This is a genomic window from Streptomyces zaomyceticus (genome assembly GCF_014656215.1).
Classification (GTDB): domain Bacteria; phylum Actinomycetota; class Actinomycetes; order Streptomycetales; family Streptomycetaceae; genus Streptomyces; species Streptomyces zaomyceticus.
This window is the reverse complement of sequence record NZ_BNBZ01000007.1, coordinates 163,117-188,955: the sequence shown is the minus strand read 5'-3', so window position 1 is coordinate 188,955 and position 25,839 is coordinate 163,117. Positions and strand designations below refer to the sequence as shown.

At 70.3% G+C, this 25,839-nt stretch carries 22 protein-coding genes; 19 read left to right on the top strand and 3 right to left on the bottom strand.

Going from position 1 to position 25,839, the window contains the following annotated elements; translation table 11 throughout:
• The first annotated feature begins 151 nt into the window (after positions 1-151).
• A complete protein-coding gene (locus IE311_RS12675) occupies positions 152-1,438 on the top strand; it encodes a geranylgeranyl reductase family protein (protein ID WP_189831716.1) in 1,287 nt (428 codons plus the stop codon).
• Here IE311_RS12675 and IE311_RS12670 read toward each other — a convergent pair.
• Positions 1,404-2,399 (bottom strand): helix-turn-helix domain-containing protein, encoded by a 996-nt coding sequence (locus IE311_RS12670; protein WP_189831715.1) that lies wholly within the window; start codon positions 2,397-2,399, stop codon positions 1,404-1,406. The genes IE311_RS12675 and IE311_RS12670 overlap by 35 nt on opposite strands.
• Here IE311_RS12670 and IE311_RS12665 point away from each other — a divergent pair.
• Positions 2,296-3,348, top strand: coding sequence for an NAD(P)-dependent oxidoreductase (locus IE311_RS12665; RefSeq protein WP_308439805.1), 1,053 nt, complete (start codon positions 2,296-2,298; stop codon positions 3,346-3,348). The genes IE311_RS12670 and IE311_RS12665 overlap by 104 nt on opposite strands.
• A gap of 91 nt (positions 3,349-3,439) precedes the next feature.
• Here IE311_RS12665 and IE311_RS12660 read toward each other — a convergent pair whose 3' ends face one another.
• Positions 3,440-4,321, bottom strand: a complete 882-nt coding sequence (locus tag IE311_RS12660) for a C40 family peptidase (protein ID WP_189831714.1) — start codon at positions 4,319-4,321, stop codon at positions 3,440-3,442.
• 670 nt (positions 4,322-4,991) lie between these two features.
• On the opposite strand from IE311_RS12660, the gene IE311_RS12655 reads away from it, so the two are divergent.
• The 16 genes from IE311_RS12655 (at position 4,992) to IE311_RS12580 (ending at position 22,917) form a co-directional block, all read left to right on the top strand.
• The gene (locus tag IE311_RS12655; protein ID WP_019888619.1) at positions 4,992-5,351 is read left to right on the top strand and encodes an NADH-quinone oxidoreductase subunit A; all 360 of its coding nucleotides are present in this window, start codon (positions 4,992-4,994) and stop codon (positions 5,349-5,351) included.
• A gap of 17 nt (positions 5,352-5,368) precedes the next feature.
• Positions 5,369-5,923: a NuoB/complex I 20 kDa subunit family protein gene (locus tag IE311_RS12650; protein WP_024756031.1), complete on the top strand. Its 555-nt coding sequence runs from the start codon at positions 5,369-5,371 to the stop codon at positions 5,921-5,923.
• Positions 5,920-6,651, top strand: a complete 732-nt coding sequence (locus IE311_RS12645) for an NADH-quinone oxidoreductase subunit C (protein ID WP_189831713.1) — start codon at positions 5,920-5,922, stop codon at positions 6,649-6,651. The genes IE311_RS12650 and IE311_RS12645 overlap by 4 nt, the downstream gene beginning before the upstream one ends.
• Positions 6,648-7,970 (top strand): NADH-quinone oxidoreductase subunit D, encoded by a 1,323-nt coding sequence (locus IE311_RS12640; protein WP_189831712.1) that lies wholly within the window; start codon positions 6,648-6,650, stop codon positions 7,968-7,970. Before IE311_RS12645 ends, IE311_RS12640 begins: the two co-directional genes overlap by 4 nt.
• On the top strand, positions 7,967-8,707 hold the full coding sequence (nuoE, locus tag IE311_RS12635) for an NADH-quinone oxidoreductase subunit NuoE (protein WP_189831711.1): 741 nt from the start codon (positions 7,967-7,969) through the stop codon (positions 8,705-8,707). The genes IE311_RS12640 and nuoE overlap by 4 nt, the downstream gene beginning before the upstream one ends.
• Positions 8,704-10,056, top strand: a complete 1,353-nt coding sequence (gene nuoF, locus IE311_RS12630) for an NADH-quinone oxidoreductase subunit NuoF (RefSeq protein WP_189831710.1) — start codon at positions 8,704-8,706, stop codon at positions 10,054-10,056. The genes nuoE and nuoF overlap by 4 nt, the downstream gene beginning before the upstream one ends.
• The gene (locus tag IE311_RS12625) at positions 10,053-12,551 is read left to right on the top strand and encodes an NADH-quinone oxidoreductase subunit G (protein WP_189831709.1); all 2,499 of its coding nucleotides are present in this window, start codon (positions 10,053-10,055) and stop codon (positions 12,549-12,551) included. The genes nuoF and IE311_RS12625 overlap by 4 nt, the downstream gene beginning before the upstream one ends.
• Positions 12,552-12,678: 127 nt before the next feature.
• Complete coding sequence (gene nuoH / locus IE311_RS12620; RefSeq protein WP_189831708.1) at positions 12,679-14,070, top strand: NADH-quinone oxidoreductase subunit NuoH; 1,392 nt, start codon at positions 12,679-12,681, stop codon at positions 14,068-14,070.
• Entirely contained in the window at positions 14,045-14,641 is a 597-nt protein-coding gene (gene nuoI, locus IE311_RS12615; RefSeq protein ID WP_189831707.1) for an NADH-quinone oxidoreductase subunit NuoI, read from the top strand. The genes nuoH and nuoI overlap by 26 nt, the downstream gene beginning before the upstream one ends.
• Complete coding sequence (locus IE311_RS12610; protein ID WP_189831706.1) at positions 14,638-15,480, top strand: NADH-quinone oxidoreductase subunit J; 843 nt, start codon at positions 14,638-14,640, stop codon at positions 15,478-15,480. The genes nuoI and IE311_RS12610 overlap by 4 nt, the downstream gene beginning before the upstream one ends.
• The gene (gene nuoK, locus IE311_RS12605) at positions 15,477-15,776 is read left to right on the top strand and encodes an NADH-quinone oxidoreductase subunit NuoK (RefSeq protein WP_030693539.1); all 300 of its coding nucleotides are present in this window, start codon (positions 15,477-15,479) and stop codon (positions 15,774-15,776) included. The genes IE311_RS12610 and nuoK overlap by 4 nt, the downstream gene beginning before the upstream one ends.
• Before the next feature lie 10 nt (positions 15,777-15,786).
• Positions 15,787-17,682, top strand: a complete 1,896-nt coding sequence (gene nuoL, locus IE311_RS12600) for an NADH-quinone oxidoreductase subunit L (protein ID WP_189831705.1) — start codon at positions 15,787-15,789, stop codon at positions 17,680-17,682.
• A 5-nt stretch (positions 17,683-17,687) separates the two neighbouring features.
• A complete protein-coding gene (locus IE311_RS12595) occupies positions 17,688-19,259 on the top strand; it encodes an NADH-quinone oxidoreductase subunit M (protein WP_189831704.1) in 1,572 nt (523 codons plus the stop codon).
• Positions 19,256-20,917 carry an NADH-quinone oxidoreductase subunit NuoN gene (gene nuoN, locus IE311_RS12590; RefSeq protein WP_189831703.1) on the top strand — a complete coding sequence of 554 codons (1,662 nt, stop codon included), beginning with the start codon at positions 19,256-19,258 and terminating at the stop codon, positions 20,915-20,917. Before IE311_RS12595 ends, nuoN begins: the two co-directional genes overlap by 4 nt.
• Before the next feature lie 203 nt (positions 20,918-21,120).
• The gene (locus IE311_RS12585) at positions 21,121-22,050 is read left to right on the top strand and encodes a helix-turn-helix transcriptional regulator (protein ID WP_189831702.1); all 930 of its coding nucleotides are present in this window, start codon (positions 21,121-21,123) and stop codon (positions 22,048-22,050) included.
• Between the two features lie 42 nt (positions 22,051-22,092).
• Positions 22,093-22,917 carry a dioxygenase family protein gene (locus IE311_RS12580; protein ID WP_189831701.1) on the top strand — a complete coding sequence of 275 codons (825 nt, stop codon included), beginning with the start codon at positions 22,093-22,095 and terminating at the stop codon, positions 22,915-22,917.
• 18 nt (positions 22,918-22,935) lie between these two features.
• Here the strand turns inward: IE311_RS12580 and fahA are convergent, their stop codons facing one another.
• Positions 22,936-24,162 (bottom strand): fumarylacetoacetase, encoded by a 1,227-nt coding sequence (gene fahA / locus IE311_RS12575; protein ID WP_189831700.1) that lies wholly within the window; start codon positions 24,160-24,162, stop codon positions 22,936-22,938.
• 290 nt (positions 24,163-24,452) lie between these two features.
• Between fahA and IE311_RS12570 the strand changes: the two genes are divergently transcribed.
• The gene (locus tag IE311_RS12570; protein ID WP_189831699.1) at positions 24,453-25,793 is read left to right on the top strand and encodes a peptidase; all 1,341 of its coding nucleotides are present in this window, start codon (positions 24,453-24,455) and stop codon (positions 25,791-25,793) included.
• Positions 25,794-25,839: the final 46 nt, after the last annotated feature.

Genomic DNA, 25,839 nt, shown 5'->3' with positions numbered 1-25,839 from the left:
ATGTGCGAATTCCGGTTGGGTTCCCTCTCGCTGGGTGGACCTCCGCACGCTCCTTCGGGTGGCCCTCCGGACGGTCCGCGACCCGCCCCCATAGACTGCCCCGGTACGTCCGTACCGCCCCCCTACCGTCGAGTCTTCGGGAGAATCCGCCGTGACCGAGCAGCCCCTCTCCGAGCACAGCGCAGATGTGATCGTCGTCGGGGCGGGCCCGGCCGGCTCGACCACCGCCTACTACCTCGCCAAGGCCGGACTCGACGTCCTCCTCCTGGAGAAGACCGCGTTCCCCCGCGAGAAGGTCTGCGGCGACGGCCTCACCCCCCGCGCCACCAAGCAGCTCGTCTCCATGGGCATCGACATCTCCGAAGAGGCCGGCTGGCTGCGGAACAAGGGCCTGCGGATCATCGGCGGTGGCGTCCGCCTGGAGCTGGACTGGCCGGAGCTCGCCTCCTACCCGGACTACGGACTCGTCCGCAAGCGCGACGACTTCGACGAGCAGCTCGCCCGCCAGGCGCAGAAGGCCGGAGCCCGCCTGTACGAGCGCTGCAACGTCGGCGCCCCGATCATCGACGACCGTACCGGCCGGATCACCGGCGTCCACGCCAAGCTCGGCGAGGAGAAGCGCGAGGTCACCTTCCACGCGCCGCTCGTCGTCGCCGCCGACGGCAACTCCACCCGGATCTCCCTCGCCATGGGCCTGCACCGGCGCGAGGACCGGCCGATGGGCGTCGCCGTCCGGACCTACTTCACCTCGCCCCGCCACGACGACGACTACCTGGAGTCCTGGCTGGAGCTGTGGGACCGCCGCGGCCCGCAGGACCGCCTCCTGCCCGGCTACGGCTGGGTCTTCGGCATGGGCGACGGCACCTCCAACGTCGGCCTCGGCATCCTCAACTCCTCGAAGGCCTTCCGCGAGCTGGACTGGCGCGAGGTCCTCAAGGCCTGGTGCGCCTCGATGCCCGAGGACTGGGGCTTCACCCCGGACAACATGACCACCCCGATCCGCGGCGCAGCCCTCCCGATGGCCTTCAACCGCCAGCCGCACTACACCAAGGGCCTGCTGCTCGTCGGTGACGCGGGCGGCCTGGTCAACCCGTTCAACGGCGAGGGCATCGCCTACGCCATGGAGTCCGGCCAGATCGCGGCCGACGTCATCGTCCAGGCGCACGCCCGCACCACCCCCGCCCAGCGCGAACTGGCCCTGCGGAACTACCCGCAGATCCTCAAGGACACCTACGGCGGCTACTACACGCTCGGCCGCGCCTTCGTGAAGCTCATCGGCAACCCGAAGGTCATGAAGATCGCGACCCAGCGCGGTCTGACCCACCCGATGCTCATGAAGTTCACGCTGAAGATGCTGGCCAACCTCACCGACCCCACGGGCGGCGACGCGATGGACCGCATCATCAACGGCCTCTCGAAGGTGGCCCCGAAGGCCTGAACGCCTGCCGGTACCCGGACGGGGACACCCCCACGGCCCGGGTGAAGTGGCGGCGCAGATTGGCCGCCGAGCCCAGCCCGCTGTGGTCGCCGACATGCTCCACGGGCAGGTCGGTCGACTCCAGCAGGGTCTGGGCGCGCGCCACCCGCTGCTGGAGCAGCCACTGCAGCGGGGTGGTCCCGTACTCCTCCCGTATCCGCCGGTGGAAGGTGCGCGGGCTCATCCGGGCCCGCCGCGCCAGCTCCTCCACGGTCAGCGGCTCCGACAGGTGCTCGGTCGCCCACTGCAGCACCGGTCCCAGGCTGTCGTCGTCGCTCGGCGGCAGCGGCGCCTCGATGAACTGGGCCTGCCCGCCGGGGCGGTGGGCCGGGACGACCAGACGCCGGGCGAGCTGCCCCGCGACCGTCGCGCCGAGGTCGGTGCGCACCAGATGCAGACAGAGGTCGAGCGCGGCGGTGGCCCCGGCGCTGGTCAGGACGGACCCCTCGTCCGTGTAGAGCACCGAGTCGTCCACGATCACCTCGGGATGACGGGCGGCCAGCTGCGCGGTGTGCTGCCAGTGCGCGGTGGCCCGGCGGCCGTCGAGGAGCCCGGCGGCGGCGAGCGCGAAGGCGCCGGTGCACAGCGACACCATCCGGGCGCCCGAGGCGGCGGCCGCGCGCAGCGCCTCGACGAGTTCGGCGGGCACCTCCTCGCCGTCCTCCACGACCGCGTCGGGCACGGACGGCACGATGACGGTGTCCGCGTCCACGAGCCCCTCGAGACCGTGGTCGGTCCGCAGCGAGAAGACCCCGGTGTCGCCGGCGTCCCCGCACAGCCGCAGCTGGTACCAGGGGTCGGCGAGGTCGGGATGCGGTATGCCGAAGACCCCGCACGCGAGGGAGAGTTCGTACAGCTCCCACAGCGACGTTCCGATCCGCCGGTCCGGTACGACGGCGATGGCGACGACCCCAGCGTTCATGCCGTCGACCGTACGGCAGGAATCGTGCGACAGCCGTCGGTCCTGCCACTGTCGGCCGGATTCCGCCGCTGCGAGCGTGGATTCCATGAACGCACAGAACATCACGGTCATCGGTCTCGGCCAGATGGGCACCGCCCTCGCCGACGCCTTCCTCACCGCCGGCCACCGCACCACCGTCTGGAACCGCACCCCGGGGAAGGCCGACGCCCTCGTCGAGCGGGGCGCCGTCCGTGCCGCCGACGTCGCCGGGGCGGTCACGGCGAGCGAGCTCGTCGTGGTCTGCGTGCTCGACTACGCCGCCGTCCGCGAGGTCCTCGCGCCCGTGGCCGACTCGCTGCGGGGCCGCGTCCTGGTCAACCTGACCACCGGATCGCCGGAGCAGGCCCGCGCGGAGGCGGAGTGGGCGGCGGAGCACGGCATCGGCTATCTCGACGGCGCCGTCATGACGACCCCGCCGGGGGTCGGGGACAGCGCCAACATGATCCTGTACGCGGGCGGGCCCGGGCTTCTCGCCGAGCACCGCGCGGCGCTCGCCGTCCTCGGCGACCCGGTGGACCTGGGGGCGGACGCGGGGAGCGCCTCGCTCTACGACGCGGGGCTGCTCGGCCTCATGTGGTCCGTCTTCGGCGGCTGGCTGCACGCCACCGCCCTCACGGGCGCGGACGGGGTGCCCGCCCGGGACTTCACGGCGGTGGCCACCCGCTGGCTGAAGACGGTCTCCTGGTTCATGACCGGGTACGCCGAGCAGATCGACGCGGGGGAGTACCCGGGAGAGGACGCCACGATCGACGTCCAGACGGTTGCCATCGGCCATCTCCTGCACGCGGCGGAGGCGCGCGGCATCGACAACCGGTTGCCCGAGCTGCATCTGGAGCTGATGCGCGCCGCGGTCCGGGCGGGCCACGGCGGGGACAGCTACGCCCGGATCATCGAGTCCTTCCGAAAGTAGGACTTTACGTACGCATTCCTGACAGAAACGAGAAAAGCCGTCACTCCCCCGAGGAGTGACGGCTTTTCGACTGCCGAGAGGTGCGGGCCGATCAGAGGATGCGGACCGCGCCCGAGGGGGTGTCCCAGTCCAGCGAGCGCTCGACGACACCGGTCGCGGAGTTCTGCGCGCCGACGTACTTGCCGCCGCCCACGTAGATGGCGACGTGGTACGAGCCGCTGCGGCTGCCCCAGTACAGGATGTCGCCCGGCTGGAGGTTGCTCAGGGAGACCGACGTGCCCATGCTCGACTGCTGGTACGAGATGCGGGGCAGGTCGATGCCGGCCTGGCGGTAGGCGGCCTGGACGAGGCCGGAGCAGTCCCAGGAGTTGGGGCCGGTGCCGCCGGTGACGTAGGAGTCGCCGATCTGGGCACGGGCGAAGGCCACGATCGCGGCGGCGGAGCCGGAGGGGGCCTGCGTCGTGGTCTCGCTGCTGCCGGTCGAGGAGCCGCTGTCCGAGGAGCCGGAGCCCGAGCCGTCGTTGCTCGAGGACGTGGTGGAGAGCTGGGTGCGCGCACGGTCGCGGGAGGCGCGCTCCTCGGCTTCCTTGCGCTCCTGCTCGGCCTTGAGGCGGGCCTTCTCGGCGCGTTCGGCCGCGGCCTTGCGGTCCGCCTCGGCCTTGGCCGTCTTGGCTTCCTTGGCGGCCTTCTGCAGCGCCGTGTTCTCCAGCGTCTGGAGGCTCTGGTCGAGCGCCTCCTGCTGGGAGGCCTCGGCGGAGGCCGCGACGGCGCTGGCGAGACCGGCGCCGGTCTCGAGCGAGCCCAGGGTGGGCATTTCGATGGTCTCGGTCACCGGCTCGGCATTGGCCGGCCCGGCAGCACCGGCCACCGCGATGGTGCCGAGGACGCCACCGGCAACTCCGGCTCGCAGCGCGAGCTTCGAGGCGCTGCGGCGGGGCTTCCGGTGGCTGGGTATGTGAGCGGTGTGGGACATGAGGACAACCGCTATCAGGGCTTCACGGTTCCCTTCAAGAAACGTGGGTTGCGCCACAGTTACGTTCGGAACCGTCTAATCCGGTTATGTGGAGCCCTTATTGACGCCGTAACGGGCAAAACGGGCACGGTCCATCTGGCCCTTGATCACGGGTTTTCAATGAAAGGTCCGAATTGCCCGACGCTTACCACCTCTTGACGCCGGTGGCCAAGCCCCGTTTTTTCGGAACCTTCACAACGTGACACAGGTCACATTGTCGTCTCATGAACGCTCGTGAAAGCGCGCACGCGTCCACCGCCGTACGCCGGACCCCCCGACCGGGCGACGGCCGGGTTCTTTATCACCCGGACGCGTCCATCTCCAATTTGCCTGTAGGGGCCATCGCTTGATAGAGCGACACCCCCTCCGATCAGCGATTTCCGGTCCGGATGTCACATCTGGTGATCACCTGGGCGCTTCGCGCAACAAGATCACCGCTCATCCGACTTCATGATCCTTCGTCAGGTGGTGGAGATCACAAAGTCGTTGCTGTACCCCGTGTCGCAGATCACAGAGGGGCGGGCATAGGATGCGGGGCAGCCGGGCTTGTGAACTGCCTCACATGGGGGCGATCTTTCACGGTCCGGCCGTGCGATCCAACGGTCAAGGACGACTGGAAGGAGCGAGGAGCGTGAATGCGTACGCGCCCGTCCTCGTGCTCGGTGCCCTGGGTGCGGGGTTTGCGATCTTCTCCGTGGTCATGGCCACGCTTATCGGGCCAAAGCGGTACAACAGGGCAAAGCTTGAGGCGTACGAGTGCGGCATCGAGCCGACACCCACTCCCGCCGGAGGCGGCCGCTTCCCGATCAAGTACTACCTGACGGCGATGCTCTTCATCGTCTTCGACATCGAGATCGTCTTCCTCTACCCCTGGGCGGTCACCTTCGACGCCCTGGGGCTTTTCGGGCTCGTGGAGATGCTGCTCTTCGTGCTCACCGTCTTCGTCGCCTACGCCTACGTGTGGCGTCGCGGCGGCCTGGAATGGGACTGAGGGGCTGAGGGGCACCTATGGGACTCGAAGAGAAACTCCCGAGCGGCTTTCTGCTGACGACGGTCGAACAGGCCGCGGGCTGGGTGCGCAAGGCGTCCGTGTTCCCCGCGACCTTCGGCCTCGCCTGCTGCGCCATCGAGATGATGACCACCGGAGCCGGCCGGTACGACCTGGCCCGCTTCGGCATGGAGGTCTTCCGCGGCTCACCGCGCCAGGCCGACCTGATGATCGTCGCCGGCCGGGTCAGCCAGAAGATGGCGCCGGTCCTGAGGCAGGTCTACGACCAGATGCCCAACCCCAAGTGGGTCATCTCCATGGGCGTCTGCGCCTCCTCGGGCGGCATGTTCAACAACTACGCGATCGTCCAGGGCGTCGACCACATCGTGCCGGTCGACATCTACCTGCCCGGCTGTCCGCCGCGCCCGGAGATGCTGCTCGACGCGATCCTCAAGCTCCACCAGAAGATCCAGACCTCCAAGCTCGGCGTGAACGCCGAGGAGGCGGCCCGGGAGGCGGAGGAGGCGGCATTGAAGGCGCTGCCGACGATTGAACTGAAGGGTCTGCTCCGTTGAGTGACGAGACACCCAACCCAGAGAAGGACCTCAGCGCGCAGAACCTGCCGGGGCAGCGCGGGGAGCACGGCGAGGAGGTCCGCGTCCAGCGCGGCATGTTCGGCGCCAACAACGGCGGCGACACCTCCGGCTACGGCGGACTCGTCCGCTCGATCCGGCTCCCCGGACCGGCCTCCCGCCCCTACGGCGGCTGGTTCGACGAGGTCGCCGACGAACTCGAGGGCGCACTGGAGGAGCAGGGTCTCCTCCCGGAGAACGCCATCGAGAGGACGGTCGTCGACCGCGACGAGCTCACCTTCCACATCGAGCGCGAGCACCTCGTCCGCGTCGCCCGCACGCTCCGCGACGACCCGGCGCTCCGCTTCGAGCTCTGCACCGGCGTCTCCGGCGTCCACTACCCGGGCGACAAGGGCCGCGAGCTCCACGCCGTCTACCACCTGCGCTCGCTCACCCACGGCCGGCTGCTCCGGCTGGAGGTCTCGGCGCCCGACGCCGACCCGCGGATCCCGTCGCTCGTCGCGGTCTATCCGACGAACGACTGGCACGAGCGCGAGACGTACGACTTCTTCGGCATCGTCTTCGACGGCCACCCCGCCCTCACCCGGATCATGATGCCGGACGACTGGCAGGGCCACCCGCAGCGCAAGGACTACCCCCTCGGCGGCATCGCCGTCGAGTACAAGGGCGCCCAGATCCCGGCTCCGGACCAGCGGAGGTCGTACTCGTGAGCACTTCCCATGCGTCTCCCCGTGAGACGACAGAAGGCGCCGTCTACACGGTGACCGGTGGCGACTGGGAAGAGGTCGTCCAGTCAGCCGCCAAGGCCGACGACGAGCGCATCATCGTCAACATGGGCCCCCAGCACCCGTCCACCCACGGCGTGCTCCGGCTCATCCTGGAGATCGACGGCGAGACCGTCACCGAGGCCCGCTGCGGCATCGGCTACCTCCACACCGGCATCGAGAAGAACCTCGAGTACCGGACCTGGACGCAGGGCACCACCTTCGTCACGCGCATGGACTACCTCACCTCGTTCTACAACGAGACGGCGTACTGCCTCGGTGTGGAGAAGCTGCTCGGCATCACCGACCAGATCCCGGACCGGGCCAGCGTCATCCGCGTCCTGCTGATGGAGCTCAACCGGCTCTCCTCCCACCTGGTGTGCATCGCCACCGGCGGCATGGAGCTCGGCGCCACCACGATCATGATCTACGGCTTCCGGGACCGCGAGATGATCCTGGACCTGTACGAGCTGATCACCGGCCTGCGCATGAACCACGCGTTCATCCGCCCCGGCGGCCTCGCCCAGGACCTGCCGCCCGGCGCCGTCGACGCCGTCCGCGAGTTCGTGAAGACCATGAAGAAGAACCTGCCGGAGTACGACAAGCTCGCCACCGGCAACCCCATCTTCAAGGCCCGCATGCAGGACGTCGGCTACCTCGACCTCACCGGCTGCATGGCCCTCGGCGCCACCGGACCGATCCTGCGCTCGGCGGGCCTCCCGCACGACCTGCGCAAGACCGACCCGTACTGCGGCTACGAGGACTACGACTTCGAGATCCCGACCGCCGACACCTGCGACTCCTACGGACGCTTCCTCGTCCGCCTGGAGGAGATGCGGCAGTCCCTCCGGATCGTCGAGCAGTGCCTCGACCGTCTCGAGCCGGGCGACGTCATGGTCGGCGACAAGAAGATCGCCTGGCCGGCGCAGCTCGCCCTGGGCGTCGACGGCCTCGGCAACTCCATGGACCACATCAAGAAGATCATGGGCACCTCCATGGAGGCCCTGATCCACCACTTCAAGCTGGTCACCGAAGGCTTCCGGGTCCCGGCCGGGCAGGCCTACGCGGCCGTCGAGTCCCCCAAGGGCGAACTCGGCGTGCACGTCGTCTCCGACGGCGGCACCCGCCCCTTCCGGGTCCACTTCCGCGACCCGTCCTTCACCAACCTCCAGGCCATGGCCGCGATGTGCGAGGGCGGCCAGGTCGCCGACGTCATCGTCGCCGTCGCCTCCATCGACCCCGTGATGGGAGGCGTCGACCGATGACGGAGAACGTCAGCCTGGGGATGCCCCAGCTGCCCGCCCCCGCGTACCCGGCCGAGGTCCGCGCACGCCTGGCGGAGGACGCGCGGGCGATCGTCGACCGCTACCCGGACTCCCGCTCCGCGCTCCTGCCGATGCTGCACCTCGTGCAGGCGGAGGAGGGCCATGTGACCCGTACCGGCATGGCGTTCTGCGCCGAGACCCTCGGCCTGACCACCGCCGAGGTGACCGCCGTCGCCACCTTCTACACGATGTACCGGCGCAAGCCCTCCGGCGACTACCAGGTCGGCGTCTGTACGAACACGCTCTGCGCCGTCATGGGCGGTGACGCCATCTTCGAGGAGCTCAAGGAGCACCTCGCCGTCGGCAACAACGAGACGACCGAAGACGGCAAGATCACCCTCGAGCACATCGAGTGCAACGCGGCCTGCGACTTCGCCCCCGTGGTGATGGTCAACTGGGAGTTCTTCGACAACCAGACCCCCGAGTCCGCCAAGGCGATGGTGGACGACCTGAGGGCGGGCCGGACCGTCGAGCCCACTCGCGGAGCCCCGCTCTGCACCTTCAAGGAGACCGCCCGCATCCTCGCCGGGTTCCCCGACGAGCGCCCGGGCGCCGTCGAGGCCACCGGCGGCGCCGGCCCGGCCTCCCTCGTCGGACTCCGTCTCGCCAAGGGCGAGCAGCCGAACCACCGAATCGTCCACCCGCGTGGTGAGACCTCCGGTCAGGAGGGGGAGTGATGACCTTGGCCGCCGAGATCAACAACAGCAGCCCCGAGAAGCTCCTTTCCCCCGTCCTCTCGGCCTTCTGGGACCAGCCCAACTCCTGGACCCTGGAGACCTACGAGCGGCACGAGGGATACCAGGGACTCAAGCGGGCCCTCGCGATGAGCCCCGACGCCCTCATCGCGTACGTCAAGGAATCCGGCCTCCGCGGACGCGGCGGCGCCGGCTTCCCCACCGGCATGAAGTGGCAGTTCATCCCGCAGGGCGACGGCAAGCCCCACTACCTCGTCGTCAACGCGGACGAGTCCGAGCCCGGCACCTGCAAGGACATCCCGCTCCTCTTCGCCAACCCGCACTCCCTCATCGAGGGAATGATCATCGCCTGCTACGCGATCCGCTCCGAGCACGCGTTCATCTACCTGCGCGGCGAGGTCGTGCCCGTCCTGCGCCGCCTCCACGAGGCCGTGCGCGAGGCGTACGCCGCCGGCTACCTCGGCCGGAACATCCTCGGCAGCGGCCTGAACCTCGACATCACCGTGCACGCCGGCGCCGGCGCGTACATCTGCGGCGAGGAGACCGCGCTCCTCGACTCCCTCGAAGGGCGCCGCGGCCAGCCCCGACTGCGCCCGCCCTTCCCCGCGGTCGCCGGTCTGTACGCCTGCCCCACCGTGGTGAACAACGTCGAGTCCATCGCGTCCGTTCCCGCGATCCTCAACCGGGGCAAGGAGTGGTTCACCTCGATGGGCAGCGAGAAGTCCCCGGGCTTCACGCTGTACTCCCTCTCCGGGCACGTCGTCTCGCCCGGCCAGTACGAGGCCCCCCTCGGCATCACCCTGCGCCAGCTCCTCGACATGAGCGGCGGCATGCGCCCCGGCCACCGGCTCAAGTTCTGGACCCCCGGCGGCTCCTCCACCCCGATGTTCACCGACGAGCACCTCGACGTGCCCCTCGACTACGAGGGCGTCGGCGCCGCCGGATCGATGCTCGGCACCAAGGCGCTCCAGTGCTTCGACGAGACCACCTGCGTCGTCCGCGCCGTCACCCGCTGGACCGAGTTCTACGCCCACGAGTCCTGCGGCAAGTGCACCCCCTGCCGGGAAGGCACCTACTGGCTCGTGCAGCTGCTCCGCGACATCGAGGCCGGCAAGGGCAAGCTCTCCGACCTCGACAAGCTCAACGACATCGCCGACAACATCAACGGCAAGTCGTTCTGCGCCCTCGGCGACGGCGCCGCCTCGCCGATCTTCTCCTCGCTCAAGTACTTCCGCGAGGAGTACGAGCAGCACATCACCGGCCGGGGCTGCCCCTTCGACCCGGCCAAGTCGACCGCCTGGGCGGACAACCACAAGGAGGTGACCGCATGACCGTCACCACGCCCCAGCCCGCCGGCGGCGGCAGCCCGGCCGTACCACCGGCAGATCTCGTCTCACTGACGATCGACGGCATCGAGATCTCCGTCCCCAAGGGGACCCTGGTCATCCGCGCCGCCGAACAGCTCGGCATCGAGATCCCGCGCTTCTGCGACCACCCGCTCCTCGACCCCGCCGGCGCCTGCCGCCAGTGCATCGTCGAGGTCGAGGGCCAGCGCAAGCCGATGGCCTCCTGCACCATCACCTGCACCGACGGCATGGTGGTGAAGTCGCAGCTCACCAGCCCCGTCGCCGAGAAGGCCCAGCACGGTGTGATGGAGCTGCTCCTCGTCAACCACCCGCTGGACTGCCCGGTCTGCGACAAGGGCGGCGAGTGCCCCCTGCAGAACCAGGCCATGTCCCACGGACAGTCCGAGTCCCGCTTCGAAGGCGTCAAGCGCACCTACGAGAAGCCGGTCCCGATCTCCACCCAGGTGCTCCTCGACCGCGAGCGCTGCGTGCTCTGCGCCCGCTGCACCCGCTTCTCCAACCAGGTCGCCGGCGACCCGATGATCGAGCTCATCGAGCGCGGCGCCCTCCAGCAGGTCGGCACCGGCGAGGGCGACCCCTTCGAGTCGTACTTCTCCGGCAACACCATCCAGATCTGCCCGGTCGGCGCCCTCACCTCGGCCGCCTACCGCTTCCGCTCCCGCCCCTTCGACCTGGTCTCCTCGCCGTCCGTCTGCGAGCAGTGCTCCGGTGGCTGCGCCACCCGCACCGACCACCGGCGCGGCAAGGTCATGCGGCGGCTTGCCGCCGACGACCCGGAGGTCAACGAGGAGTGGATCTGCGACAAGGGCCGCTTCGGCTTCCGGTACGCGCAGCAGCGCGACCGGCTCACCACCCCGCTCGTCCGGAACACCGTCACCGGTGAGCTGGAGCCCGCCTCCTGGCCCGAGGCTCTCGAGGCGGCCGCCCGCGGACTCGTCCGCGGCCGCACCGGTGTCCTCGCCGGCGGCAGGCTGACCGTCGAGGACTCCTACGCGTACGCCAAGTTCGCCCGGGTCGCCCTCGACACCAACGACATCGACTTCCGGGCCCGGGTCCACTCCGGCGAGGAGGCCGACTTCCTCGCCTCCGCCGTCGCCGGACGCGGCCGCGACCTCGACGGCACGGGTGTCACGTACACCTCCCTCGAAGCCGCCCCGGCCGTCGTCCTCGTCGGCATCGAGTCCGAGGAGGAGGCCCCCGGCGTCTTCCTGAGGCTCCGCAAGGCCTGGCGCAAGCACGGGCAGAAGACCTACGCGGTCGCCGCCTTCGCCACCCGCGGCCTGGAGAAGTCGGGCGGCACCCTGCTGCCCGCCGCCCCCGGCACCGAGACCGAGTGGCTCGACGCCCTCACCTCCCGGGTCGGCCTCGAAGGCGAAGGCCCCGCCGCCGCAGAGGCCCTCCGCCGGGAAGGCGCCGTCCTCGTCGTCGGCGAACGCCTCGCGGGCGTCCCCGGCGCCCTGACCGCCGCACTGCGCGCCTCCGCCGCCACCGGCGCCCGGCTCGTGTGGATCCCGCGCCGCTCCGGCGAACGCGGAGCCGTCGAGGCCGGAGCGCTCCCCGCGCTGCTGCCCGGCGGCCGGCCCGCGACCCACCCCCGCGCGCGTGAGGAGGTCGCCGGAGTCTGGGGCGTCCGCGAACTCCCGCACGGCTACGGCCGCGACACCGGCCAGATCGTCGAGGCCGCCGCCACCGGCGAACTCGGCGCCCTGCTCGTCGGCGGCGTCGAGGTCTCCGACCTCCCGGACCCGGCACGCGCGCGGGAAGCCCTCGACGCGGCCTTCGTGGTCTCCCTGGAGCTGCGGCCCAGCGAGGTCACCGCCCGCGCCGACGTCGTCCTCCCGGTCGCCGCGGTCGCCGAGAAGCCCGGCACCTTCCTCAACTGGGAGGGCAGGGCCCGGATGTTCGAGGCCGCGCTCAAGCCGGAGCAGATGACCCGGCCCCTGGCGCCGGCGGACGCGCGCGTGCTCCACATGCTCGCCGACGCCCTCGACGTCCACCTGGCGCTGCCCGACCTCAGGTCCGTGCGCCGGGAGCTCGACCGGCTCGGCGGCTGGACCGGCGAGCGGGCCACCGAGCCCGTCGAGCCGGGCAGGTCCGCGCCCCGGCCCGGCGACGGCGAGGCCGTCCTCGCCGGACACCGTCTCCTGCTCGACCTCGGCCGCCTCCAGGAGGGCGACACCGCCCTGGCCGGCACCCGGCACGCGGCGGTCGCCCGGCTCTCCGCCGCCACCGCCGCCGACACCGGCGTCAAGGACGGCGACACCCTCGAAGTCGCCGGCCCCACGGGCGCCGTCGCCTTCCCGCTCCAGATCACCGAGATGCCCGACCGTGTCGTCTGGCTCCCGCTGAACTCGGCCGGCCGCGGTGTCCTCTCCGACACCGGTGCCCACCCCGGCGACCTGGTCCGCATCGGCCCGGCGGGGCCGGCGGCCGGTAACGACGCGGAGGCGGGCTCATGACCTGGACCCCCCTCCGGCCGGGCGAAGCCCCGGCCGTCGCGGACCGCGGCCCCACCGGGCCGCGCACCCGCATCCCCCTCGTCCGGTCGGGCGCAGCCCGGACCGCAGCTGCTCCGGAGGTGCGCGCATGACCGCCCTCGCTCCACTCGCGGATGCTCAGCGCAGCGTCCTCGCCGCCGAAGACCTGTCCATGTTCGGTACGGACCCCTGGTGGCTCGTCCTGATCAAGGCCGTCTTCTGCTTCGCCTTCCTGATGATCACCGTGCTCTTCTCCATCGTGTGGGAGCGCAAGGTCGTCGCCTGGATGCAGCTGCGCGTCGGCCCCAACCGGCACGGCCCCTGGGGTCTCCTCCAGTCCCTCGCGGACGGCATCAAGCTGATGCTCAAGGAGGACGTGATCGTCAAGAAGGCCGACAAGGTCGTCTACGTCCTCGCTCCGATCATCGCCGCCATCCCGGCGTTCATGGCGATCGCCGTGATCCCCTTCGGACCGGCCGGCAACGAGGTCTCGATCTTCGGTCACCGCACCGCGATGCAGCTCACCGACCTGCCGATCGCGATGCTGTACGTGCTCGCGATCGCCTCCGTCGGCATCTACGGCATCGTCCTCGCGGGCTGGTCGTCCGGCTCCACGTACCCGCTCCTCGGCGGCCTGCGCTCCTGCGCGCAGATGATCTCGTACGAGATCGCCATGGGCGCGGCCTTCGCCTCCGTCTTCCTCTACTCCGGGTCGATGTCGACCTCGGCGATCGTCGAGGCGCAGGCGGACCGGTGGTTCGTGATCCTGCTGCCGGTCTCCTTCATCATCTACATCATCACGATGGTCGGCGAGACCAACCGCGCCCCCTTCGACATGCCGGAGTCCGAGGGTGACCTCGTCGGCGGCTTCAACACCGAGTACTCGTCCATCAAGTTCGCGATGTTCATGCTCGCCGAGTACGTGAACATGGTGACGGTCTCGGCCGTGTCGGTGACGCTCTTCCTGGGCGGCTGGCGGGCCCCGTACCCGATCTCCACCTTCTGGGAGGGCGCGAACCACGGCTGGTGGCCGATGCTCTGGTTCGTCGTCAAGGTGCAGCTGCTGCTCTTCTTCTTCATCTGGCTCCGCGGCACCCTGCCCCGCGTCCGCTACGACCAGCTGATGAAGCTCGGCTGGAAGGTCCTCATCCCGGTCTCCGTGGTCTGGCTGATGCTGGTCGCCACCGTCCGGGCGCTGCGGAACGAGAACATCGCCTTCACCAACATCGTGCTGTACGTCGCCGGAGCCGTCCTCGGTCTGCTGCTGCTCTCCTTCGTGGTCGACCTGTTCCGCGACCGCAGGGCGAAGGCGGGCGCGGCCGGGCCGGCCGACGAGCGCTCCTTCGACCCGATGGCCGGAGGCTTCCCCGTACCGCCCAAGCCCGGACAGGCCCTGCCGCCCGTGCCCCGGCGCAGGCCGCGGCACGACCGGGACCTCGTTGTCAGTGGCGCATCCGATACTGCTACTGCGAGTGATGGAAAGGAGACGGACGGTGTCTGATTTCCAGAATCCGGTGGCCGGCTTCGGCGTGACCTTCAAGGCCATGTTCAAGAAGCGGCTGACCGAGCAGTACCCGGAGCAGCAGAAGACGACGGCGCCCCGCTTCCACGGCCGGCACCAGCTCAACCGTCACCCCGACGGTCTGGAGAAGTGCGTCGGCTGCGAGCTGTGCGCCTGGGCCTGTCCCGCCGACGCCATCTACGTGGAGGGCGCGGACAACACGGACGAGGAGCGCTACTCGCCCGGCGAGCGGTACGGCCGCGTCTACCAGATCAACTACGCCCGCTGCATCCTCTGCGGACTCTGCATCGAGGCCTGCCCGACGCGCGCGCTGACGATGACCAACGAGTTCGAACTGGCCGACTCCTCCCGCGAGAACCTGATCTACACCAAGGAGCAGCTCCTCGCGGGGCTCGAGGAGACCATGGTCGACAGTCCGCACGCGATCTTCCCCGGCATGACCGAGCAGGACTACTACCTGGGGCTCGTCGAAGGAGCCGCACCCGGGACCGTCCGTCAGGTCGCCGTGTCCAAGGGGGAGAAGGGCGAAGAGGAAGAGGTGGACGCATGAGCGCGAACCTCGCGGCGGAGACGCTCGCCGCGTACACGACCTCCTCGGGCGAGGCCTTCCAGTTCTGGGTCCTCGGTACCGTCGCCGTCGCCGGCGCCCTGTGCACGATCCTGATGAGGAAGGCCGTCTACTCGGCGCTCTGCCTCGCCGGAACCATGATCATCCTGGCGGTCTTCTACCTGGCCAACGGGGCGTACTTCCTCGGCGCCGTCCAGATCGTCGTCTACACCGGCGCGATCATGATGCTCTTCCTCTTCGTCGTCATGCTGGTCGGTGTCACGGCGGCGGACTCCCTGAAGGAGACCATCAGGGGCCAGCGCTGGTGGGCCGTCGTCTGCGGCCTCGGCTTCGGCATCCTGCTCACCGCCGGCATCGGCAACGCCTCGCTGACCGAGTTCGCCGGACTGGGCGCCGCCAACAGCGCCCACGGCGGAAACGTCGAGGGCCTCGCCGCCCTCATCTTCACCAAGTACGTCTTCGCCTTCGAGATCACCGGCGCGCTCCTGATCACCGCCGCCGTCGGCGCGATGGTGCTCACCCACCGCGAGCGCACCGAGCGGGCCGCCACCCAGCGCGAGCTGTCCGAGCAGCGCGTACGGGAAGGCAAGCACCTTCCGCCGCTCCCGGCGCCCGGTGTCTACGCCCGGCACAACGCCGTGGACATCGCCGGTCTGCTGCCCGACGGAAGCCCCTCCGAGCTCACCGTCATGCAGACCCTGCGCAAGCGGGGCCAGATCCGGGACGTGTCCGACGAGGCACTCGCCGACCTCAAGGCCCTGGAGCAGCGCTCCGAGGAGCGGCTCGGCCGCGACCGGGACGAAGAGGAGGCCAACCGGTGAATCCCGTCAACTACCTGTATCTCTCCGCCCTGCTGTTCACCATCGGCGCGGCCGGGGTGCTGATCCGGCGCAACGCGATCGTGGTCTTCATGTGCGTCGAGCTGATGCTCAACGCCTGCAACCTCGCGTTCGTCACCTTCTCCCGCATGCACGGAAACCTCGACGGCCAGATCATCGCCTTCTTCACGATGGTCGTCGCCGCCGCGGAGGTCGTCGTCGGGCTCGCGATCATCGTGTCCGTCTTCCGTGCCCGCCACTCGGCCTCGGTCGACGACGCCAGCCTGATGAAGCTGTGAGGGGCTGACCGTGGAAAATCTCATTGCGCTGCTCATCGGGGCACCCCTGCTCGGCGCCGCCGTCCTGCTCCTGGGCGGACGGCGGCTCGACAAGGCAGGGCACTGGATCGGCACGCTCCTCGCGGCCGTCTCCTTCGTCATCGGTCTGGCGCTCTTCGCCGACATGCTCGGCAGGAGCGCCGACGACCGGGCCCTGTACCAGCGGCTCTACACCTGGATCCCCGTCGAGGGCTTCCAGGCGGACATCGCCTTCCAGCTCGACCAGCTGTCGATGACCTTCGTCCTGCTGATCAGCGGGGTCGGCACGCTCATCCACGTCTACTCCATCGGATACATGGAGCACGACGAGCGCCGCCGCCGCTTCTTCGGCTACCTCAACCTGTTCGTCGCGGCGATGCTCCTCCTCGTCCTCGCCGACAACTACCTGCTCCTGTACTTCGGCTGGGAGGGCGTCGGCCTCGCCTCGTACCTCCTGATCGGCTTCTGGCAGCACAAGCCCAGCGCGGCCACCGCCGCCAAGAAGGCCTTCCTGGTCAACCGGGTCGGCGACATGGGCCTGTCGATCGCCATCATGATCATGTTCACCACCTTCGGCACCTTCGCCTTCGGGCCGGTGCTCGGGGCGACCGGGGAGACCAGCGAGGGCAAGCTGACCGCGATCGGTCTGATGCTCCTCCTCGCCGCCTGCGGCAAGTCGGCCCAGGTGCCGCTGCAGTCCTGGCTCGGGGACGCGATGGAGGGCCCGACCCCGGTCTCGGCCCTCATCCACGCGGCCACGATGGTGACCGCCGGTGTCTATCTGATCGTGCGCTCCGCCGACATCTTCAACGCCGCCCCGGACGCCCAGCTCGTGGTCGTCGTGGTCGGCGCGGTCACGCTCCTCTTCGGTGCGATCGTCGGTTGCGCGAAGGACGACATCAAGAAGGCCCTCGCCGGTTCGACGATGTCGCAGATCGGCTACATGATCCTGGCGGCCGGCCTCGGTCCCATCGGCTACGTGTTCGCGATCATGCACCTCGTGACCCACGGCTTCTTCAAGGCCGGGCTCTTCCTCGGCGCCGGTTCGGTCATGCACGGCATGAACGACGAGGTCGACATGCGGAAGTACGGCGGCCTGCGGAAGTACATGCCGGTCACCTTCGTCACCTTCGGTCTCGGCTACCTCGCGATCATCGGCTTCCCCGGCCTGTCCGGCTTCTTCTCCAAGGACAAGATCATCGAGGCGGCCTTCGCCAAGGGCGGCACCGAGGGCTGGATCCTCGGCTCGGTCACCCTGCTCGGCGCGGCCATCACGGCGTACTACATGACCCGCGTGATGCTCATGACCTTCTTCGGCGAGAAGCGCTGGCAGCCCGACGCCGAGGGCCACGAGCCGCACCCGCACGAGTCGCCCAGGTCCATGACCCTCCCGATGATCCTGCTGGCCTTCGGGTCGGTCTTCGCGGGCGGCCTCTTCAGCATCGGCGACCGGTTCGTGAAGTGGCTGGAGCCCGTCACCTCCTTCGAGCACGGTCACCCGCCGATCAGCGCCGGGGCGATCACCTCCGCCACCGTCGCCGTCATGGTCGTCGGCGTCGGCATCGCCTACCTCCAGTACGGGCGCAGGCCCGTCCCGGTCGTCGCCCCGCGCGGCTCGCTGCTCACCCGGGCCGCCCGCCGCGATCTCCTCCAGGACGACTTCAACCACGCCGTCTTCGTCCGCGGCGGCACCCATCTGACCCGCTCGCTCGTCTACGTCGACCACACCCTGGTCGACGGCGTGGTCAACGGCACCGCGGCCTCCGTCGGCGGACTCTCCGGCCGGCTGCGCAAGCTCCAGAACGGCTACGCCCGCTCGTACGCGGTCTCCATGTTCGGAGGTACGGCGGTGCTGATCGCCGCGACCCTGCTGATGAGGGCGGTGTAACTCCCATGTCCTTCCCGCTCCTTACGGTGACGGCAGCGGTTCCGGCGGTCGGTGCGATCCTCACCGCCGCCGTCCCCGCCGCCCGCCGCACCGCCGCCAAATGGCTGGCGCTGCTCGTCTCGCTCGCCACCCTGGTGCTCGCCGCCGTCGTCTTCGTACGGTTCGAGCCCGGCGGCGAGCGGTACCAGCTGACCGAGTCGCACTCCTGGATCAAGGACTTCGGCGTCCGCTACGAGCTCGGGGTCGACGGCATCGGGGTGGCGCTCATCGCGCTGACCGCGCTGCTGATCCCGTTCATCGTGCTCGCCGGCTGGCACGACGCCGACCCGCTGGAGACCTCCTCCAAGCGGTGGCGCCCGACCCAGGGCTTCTTCGCCCTGATCCTCATGGTCGAGGCGATGGTCATCCTCTCCTTCGAGGCCACCGACGTCTTCCTCTTCTACATCCTGTTCGAAGCCATGCTCATCCCGATGTACTTCCTCATCGGCGGCTTCGGCGACCGGGCCCACTCGGGCTCCGACGAGAACGCGGCGGCCCAGCGCTCCTACGCGGCCGTCAAGTTCCTCCTCTACAACCTGGTCGGCGGCCTGATCATGCTGGCCGCCGTCATCGGGCTCTACGTGGTCGCGGGGAACTTCTCGCTCACCGAGATCGCCGAGGCCCGCGCCAACGGCTCACTGGAGATGGCGACCAGCACCGAACGGTGGCTGTTCCTCGGCTTCTTCTTCGCCTTCGCGGTGAAGGCGCCGCTCTGGCCGCTGCACACCTGGCTGCCGAACGCGATGGGGGAGGCGACCGCCCCGGTCGCCGTCCTCATCACCGCCGTCGTCGACAAGGTCGGCACCTTCGCGATGCTCCGCTTCTGCCTCGGGCTCTTCCCGGAGGCGAGCAAGTGGGCCACCCCCGCGATCGTCGTCCTCGCCCTGATCAGCATCGTCTACGGGGCACTGCTCGCCGTCGGCCAGCGGGACATCAAGCGCCTGGTCGCCTACGCGTCGATCTCGCACTTCGGCTTCATCGTCCTGGGCATCTTCGCGATGACCACCCAGGGCCAGTCCGGTGCCACGCTCTACATGGTCAACCACGGCATCTCGACGGCCGCGCTGATGCTCGTCGCCGGATTCCTGATCTCCCGGCGCGGCTCGCGGCTCATCGCCGACTACGGCGGTGTGCAGAAGGTCGCCCCGGTGCTCGCCGGCACGTTCCTGATCGGTGGCCTCGCGACCCTGTCGCTGCCCGGACTCGCCCCGTTCGTCAGCGAGTTCCTGGTGCTGGTCGGCACGTACGCCCGCTATCCGGTGGCCGGTGTCATCGCCACCACCGGCATCGTCCTCGCCGCGCTCTACACCCTCGTCCTGTACCAGCGGACGATGACCGGGCCGGTGAAGGAGGAGGTGCGGGAGCTCCCCGACCTGCGGGTGCGTGAACTTGCCGTGGTCGTCCCGCTGATCGCGCTCCTGATCTTCCTCGGAGTCTTCCCGAAGCCGCTGACGGACGTCGTCAACCCGGCGGTGCAGCACACCATGTCCGACGTACAGCAGAAGGACCCCCAGCCAGAAGTGGAGGCGGCCAAGTGACTGCATCCGCCGTCGCATCCTCTGTCCACAGCCTGTGGACGACCGCTGCCGAACCGCTGGACAAGATCCCGGCACCCCATATCGAGTACGTCCAGCTCTCGCCCGTACTCATCGTGGTCGGCGCCGCGATCGTCAGCGTCCTCGTCGAGGCCTTCGTGCCCCGCAAGGCCCGCTACCACAGCCAGGTCTTCCTCAGCGTCGTGGCGCTCGTCGCCTCCTTCGCCGCCGTCGTCGGCCTGGCGGCGGGCGGTTACGGCTCCACCAAGGCCCACATCGCGGCCATGGGCGCCATCGCCGTCGACGGACCCGCCCTCTTCCTCCAGGGCACCATTCTCCTCGCCTCCGTCGTGGCGATCTTCACCTTCGCCGAGCGCAGGCTGGACCCGGCCGACCACGGCCACAGGGTCGACTCCTTCGCCGCCGAGGCCGCCGCCGTCCCCGGCAGCGACCACGAGAAGGCCGCGATCAAGGCCGGGTTCACCACCACCGAGGTCTTCCCGCTGGCGCTGTTCGCCATCGCCGGCATGCTGGTCTTCCCGGCCGCCAACGACCTCCTGACGCTCTTCGTCGCCCTGGAGGTCTTCTCCCTCCCGCTGTACCTGCTCTGCGCCGTCGCCCGCCGCAAGCGGCTGATGTCGCAGGAGGCGGCCGTCAAGTACTTCCTGCTCGGCGCCTTCTCCTCGGCCTTCCTGCTCTTCGGGATCGCCCTGCTCTACGGCTACGCGGGCTCCGTCTCGTACGACACCGTCGCCAAGGTCGTCGACGGCTCGATCTCCACCGTGAACCCGGCGCTCGCCGACACCATGGGCAACGACGCACTGCTGCTCATCGGCTTCGCCATGGTCCTGACGGGACTCCTCTTCAAGGTCGGCGCCGTGCCGTTCCACATGTGGACCCCGGACGTCTACCAGGGCGCCCCGACCCCGGTCACCGGCTTCATGGCCGCCGCGACCAAGGTCGCCGCGTTCGGTGCGCTGCTCCGACTGCTCTACGTGGTGCTGCCGGGACTCACCTGGGACTGGCGTCCGGTCATGTGGGGCGTCGCCATCGTCACCATGCTGGGCGGTGCGATCGTCGCCATCACCCAGACCGACATCAAGCGGCTGCTCGCGTACTCGTCGATCGCGCACGCGGGCTTCCTGCTCGCGGGTGTCATCGCGGCCACCCCGAGCGGGATCTCGTCCGTCCTCTTCTACCTGGGTGCCTACTCCTTCGTGACCATCGGCGCCTTCGCCGTCGTCACGCTGGTCAGGGACGCGGGCGGCGAGGCGACCCACCTCTCCAAGTGGGCCGGGCTCGGGCGTCGTTCGCCGCTCGTCGCGGCGGTCTTCGCGGTCTTCCTGCTCGCCTTCGCCGGCATCCCGCTGACCTCCGGGTTCTCCGGGAAGTTCGCGGTCTTCAAGGCGGCGGCGGAGGGCGGCGCGGGCGCCCTCGTCGTGGTCGGTGTGATCTCCTCCGCGATCGCCGCGTTCTTCTACATCCGGGTGATCGTGCTCATGTTCTTCAGCGAGCCGAAGGCGGACGGCCCCACGGTCGCCGTGCCCTCCGCGCTGACGACCGTCACCATCACCGCGGGTGTGGCGGTCACCCTGGTGCTCGGCCTCGCGCCGCAGTACTTCCTGAACCTGGCGAACCAGGCGAGCGTCTTCGTCCGGTAGTCACGGCGCAGGCGCGAAGGGCCCGGCTCGGGGGCGAGCCGGGCCCTTCGGCGTGCCCCGACTCCCGCGCGCCCCCGGGCCCTTCGGGGCGACCGGGGCCGGGCGCTTCCCCTTCCGTACGCGGGGGTGACCCGTGGGAGGTCCCCGTGCCATCGTGGGCACACCCCAATGGTCTGTACCACTCAGGAGGGAGAAGCGGCACGATGAACGACACCACCGCCTTACCGGGGACCCCCCGCACCACCCCGAGACCCGGCGACCCGCCCATGCACCGCCTGGAGGTCCGGCTCCCCGACCAGGTGCCCTTCGCCGCCGGCACCTTCGACACCATCGGCCCGATGTCCCGCGCCGCCTTCCCGCACCGGCACACCTTCTACGAGATCGTCCATGTCACCGCGGGCACCGGCACCCATGTCGTGGACCTCGCCCGATGGCAGCTCCACCCGCCCCACCTGGGCCTGATCCTGCCCGGGCAGCTGCACCACTGGGAGGACACCCGCGGCCTCGACGGCAACGTCGTCCTCTTCACCGAGGCCTTCCTCCTCGACCACCCCGGCGACCGGGACCTCCTGCGCCGCCTCGGCGAACACCCCTGGCTCACCCTCGACGGGCCCACACACGCCCGCACCGGCCGCCTGATGGCCGAACTCGTCGAGGAGTACGGGCACGGCGCCGACGGCTTCGCCACCGTCCTGCGCTCCCTGCTGCACGTCCTCCTGGTCCGTACGGCGAGGCTGCGCGGCCACGGCACCCCCACGCCCCCGCCGGGCCGGCCCGCGGCCGTCGCCGAGGAGTTCGACCGGCTGCTCGCCCGTACCGGGCCGGACGGCCGGTCCGTACGCGCGTACGCCGAGCTGATCGGCGTCACCCCCGGCTATCTCACCGAGGCCGTCCGCGCCGCGACGGGCCGGACGCCCGGCAGCCTGCTCCGTGAGGCCCGCACGCGGGAGGCCCAACGGCTGCTGGCCCGTACGGAACTGTCCGTACGGCAGATCGCGGCCCGCACCGGGTTCAGCGACCCGGCCTACTTCTGCCGCTTCTTCCGCAGGGAGACGGGCACCAGCCCCGGCGACTTCCGGAAGCACCACGACCGCCGCGCTCCGTCCATCGAAGCCGGAGGCCCGCCCGCCTAGGTTCGTTGCCGATCCCCCAGGCCCCCCACACGAGGAGCAGGCATGGACAACGAGACCACCACCGGGCACGTCACCCGCAAGGCGGTGCTGCGGGCCGCGATCGCGGCCGGAATCGCGGCACCCGCGGTCCTCATGGGCGTACCGGCACTCGCCCGTACCCTCACCGCGGGCGACACGGCGCCCGCGCTCACCCCGGAGTGCGACGACGGCGACGACCCCACCCCGCCGCAGACCGAGGGCCCCTACTTCAAGCCCAACTCGCCGCTGCGCACGAGCCTGTTGGAGGCCGGCACGGCCGGTGTCCGGCTGACGGTCAGCGGCTATGTCTTCGGGCTCGCCTGCCGGCCGATATCGGGCGTCCTGCTCGACTTCTGGCAGGCCGACACCAACGGCGCCTACGACAACACCGGCTTCCGGTTCCGCGGACACCAGTTCACCGACGCGCAGGGCGCCTTCAGGCTCACCACGATCGTGCCCGGCCTCTACCCCGGCCGCACCCGGCACATCCACGTCAAGCTGCAGGCCCCCGGGCGCCCGGTGCTCACCACCCAGCTGTACTTCCCGAACGAGCCCCGCAACAACACCGACAGCATCTTCGACCCCCGGCTCCTGATGACCGTGCGGGACGCGGGCGGCGCCAGGGAGGCGGCCTTCGACTTCGTCCTCAACGTGCCGCAGAACCCCGGCCCGACCCCGACGGCCACCGCGACCACCCAGCCGCCCGGCGGCAGCTGGGCCGCCGGGACCGCCTACCGGGCGGGGGACAGGGTCACCTACGGCGGCCTGGCCTATGTGTGCCTCCAGGCACACACGGGCCAGACCGGCTGGGAGCCGCCCCACGTCCCCGCCCTCTGGCGCGTCGGCTGAGCGACCCCGTCAGGCACCTCAGGCCGAGGGAACGATCCGGCCCCGGACCTCGCCGAGACCCACCCGCGTGCCGTCCGGGCCCGGAGCCCAGGCCGTCAGGACGACCTCGTCGCCGTCCTCCAGGAACGTCCGCTTGCCACCGGCGAGTTCGATCGCGTCCCGGCCGTTCCAGGTGAGCTCCAGGAGCGAACCGCGCTGGTTCACCTCCGGCCCGGACACCGTCCCGGAGCCGTACAGGTCGCCCGTGCGCAGCGAGGCGCCGTTCACCGTCATATGGGCGAGCTGCTGGGCCGCCGTCCAGTACATGGTGGAGAACGGCGGCTCGGCCACGACCTCGCCGTTGATCTCCACCGTGATCCGCACGTCGAAGCCGCCCGGCTCCTCCTCACCCGCGTCGTCCAGGTACGGAAGGAGCGGGAAGTCCCGCGCGGGCGGGGCGGTCCGGGCGGCGTCCAGCGCCTCCAGGGGCGTCACCCACGCCGACACCGAGGTCTGGAACGACTTGCCCAGGAACGGGCCGAGCGGCACGTACTCCCAGGCCTGCACGTCCCGCGCCGACCAGTCGTTGAGCAGGGTGAGGCCGAAGACGTGCTCCCGGAAGTCGGCGAGCGCGACCGGCGTGCCCAGCTCCGAGGGGGTGCCGACCAGGAAGCCGACCTCCGCCTCGATGTCCAGCTTCACCGAGGGGCCGAAGACGGGGGCCGCGTCGGCGGGCGCCTTGCGCTGCCCGGAGGGGCGCACGACGTCGGTGCCGGAGACCACGACCGTGCCCGCGCGACCGTGGTAACCGATCGGCAGGTGCTTCCAGTTGGGGGTCAGCGCGTCGCCGTCGGGGCGGAAGATCCGGCCCACGTTCGTCGCGTGGTGCTCGCTCGCGTAGAAGTCGACGTAGTCGGCGACCTCGTACGGCAGGTGCAGGGTCACGGTGTCGAGCGGGTGCAGCAGCGGCTCGATGTCCGCGCGGTGCGCGGGCACCGACACCCAGGCGGTGAGCGCCCGGCGGACGTCACGCCAGGCGGTCCGCCCGGCCGCGAGCAGCGGGTTGAGGCTCGGCCGGTCGAGCAGTGTCGCGTACGGGGAGCCGAGCGCGTGCGCCGCGGCACCCGCGTCCAGCACGTACCCGCCGATCCGGACGCCGACCCGGCGCCGCTCGGGCTCGTCGGCGGTCGAGAAGACGCCGTACGGGAGGTTGTGCGGGCCGAAGGGATCGCCCTCGGCCAGGTCGAGCGGGCTGTGCTCGGACATCGGTGCTTGCCTCGCTTTCCACGTGTGTGGGGGACACGTTACGGGGCGGACCGCCGGGCGCTGATGACATGGATCACACAGAAAGTGCGGCCTCCGTGGGCAACTGTCCGCCTTCGCGTGATTTGTAGGGCGGGCGGGTGTCGGGCGCCGTTCCGAGCCGCGAACACGGGACTCCCGCGGGGCTGTTCCTGGCCATACGATCACGGTGGTATCGCGCCGCGTGAAGGTGCCGCAGGCGCGCGCCCCGCACTCTCTCTCACCCTTCCCTGACCAGGAAAAGGTCCCGCACTGTGAAGATCCGTCGCATTCTCGCGACCGCTGTGGCCGCCGCCGTGACCACCCCGGTCGTGTTCCTCTCGGCAGCGCCCGCGTTCGCCGACACGAAGCCTTCGCCCGCGTCGACGCAGAAGCCCGCACAGGGCGAGGACGACAAGGGCGACAAGGACGACATGCCGACGCTCGAAGAGCTGAAGGCCGCCGTCGCCCTGGCGCAGAAGGAGTACGACGAGGCCGTCGTCGGGCTCGCCGAGGCGAAGGCGGCCGTGGACGCCCTCTCGAAGCCGGACCACGTTCTCGTCGTCGCCGCCGCCGATGCCACGAAGGCCGCCGCTGCGGCCGCCACCGCGAAGACCGCCGCCGACGAGGCGCTCGCCAAGGCAGAGAAGGCCCTCGCGGAGCTGCCCGCCGACGCCACCGAGGAGCAGAAGGCGGCCGCCACCACGGCCGTCGCGGAGGCGAAGAAGACCGCCGGCGAGGCCGACGCGGCCAAGACCGCCGCCGACGCGCTGCTGGGGAAGGCGAGCAAGGAGCTTCTCGACGCCAACCAGGCCGCCTCCAAGGTCGTAGGGCTCGCCGAGAAGGTGAAGAAGGCCGCCGCCGAGACGCTCACCGAGGCCAAGGAGGAGCTGGAGTTCTTCGAGGAGATCGGCGGGGAGTGCACGGAGGACGAGGCGCTCGGGATCGAGCTCAGCGGCCCGAAGACGGTCGCCGCCGGCGACAGCGCCGTCTTCACCCTGCGCGTCACCAACACCTCCGACCGGAGCCTGGACGCGGTCGAGGCGTACACCGACGCCGGTGTCCTCCCGGACGGCAAGGAGCCGCTCGACGAGGACGGCTTCTTCAAGCGGTACATCACCGTCGAGTGGTCCTCCGCCGACGTCCTGGAGTGGACGAAGATCACCGAGGAGTTCGACTCGATCGAGGTCGGCACGCTCGTCAAGGGCGGCCACTACGACGTGAAGCTGCGCCTCACGGTCGACCCCGAGGCCCCGGTCGGCCCCGGTGTCGCCTGGGCCTACGGCGAGTTCGAGAACAACGACGGGACCTGCGGCATCGGCGAGGACTTCGGCCACGCCAACTTCGACATCACCGCGGCCAAGGGCGACAAGCCCGAGCCGAAGCCGACCCCGTCGGGGACCACCGCCACGCCGACCCCGGCGCCCACCCACGGCGGCAACAACAACACCACCCAGCAGGGCGGTTCGTCGAACACCCCGGTGCGGGGCACCCTCGCCGCCACGGGCGCGAACGAGAACCTGACCGGGCTCGGCCTCGCCGCCGCCGCGACCGTCGCCCTCGGCGCCGGCGCGATGGTCGTCGCCCGCCGCCGCAAGGCCGGCGCGAGCGTCTGATCCGACGCGAAGGCGCCCGTACCGATCGCCGGTACGGGCGCTTTCC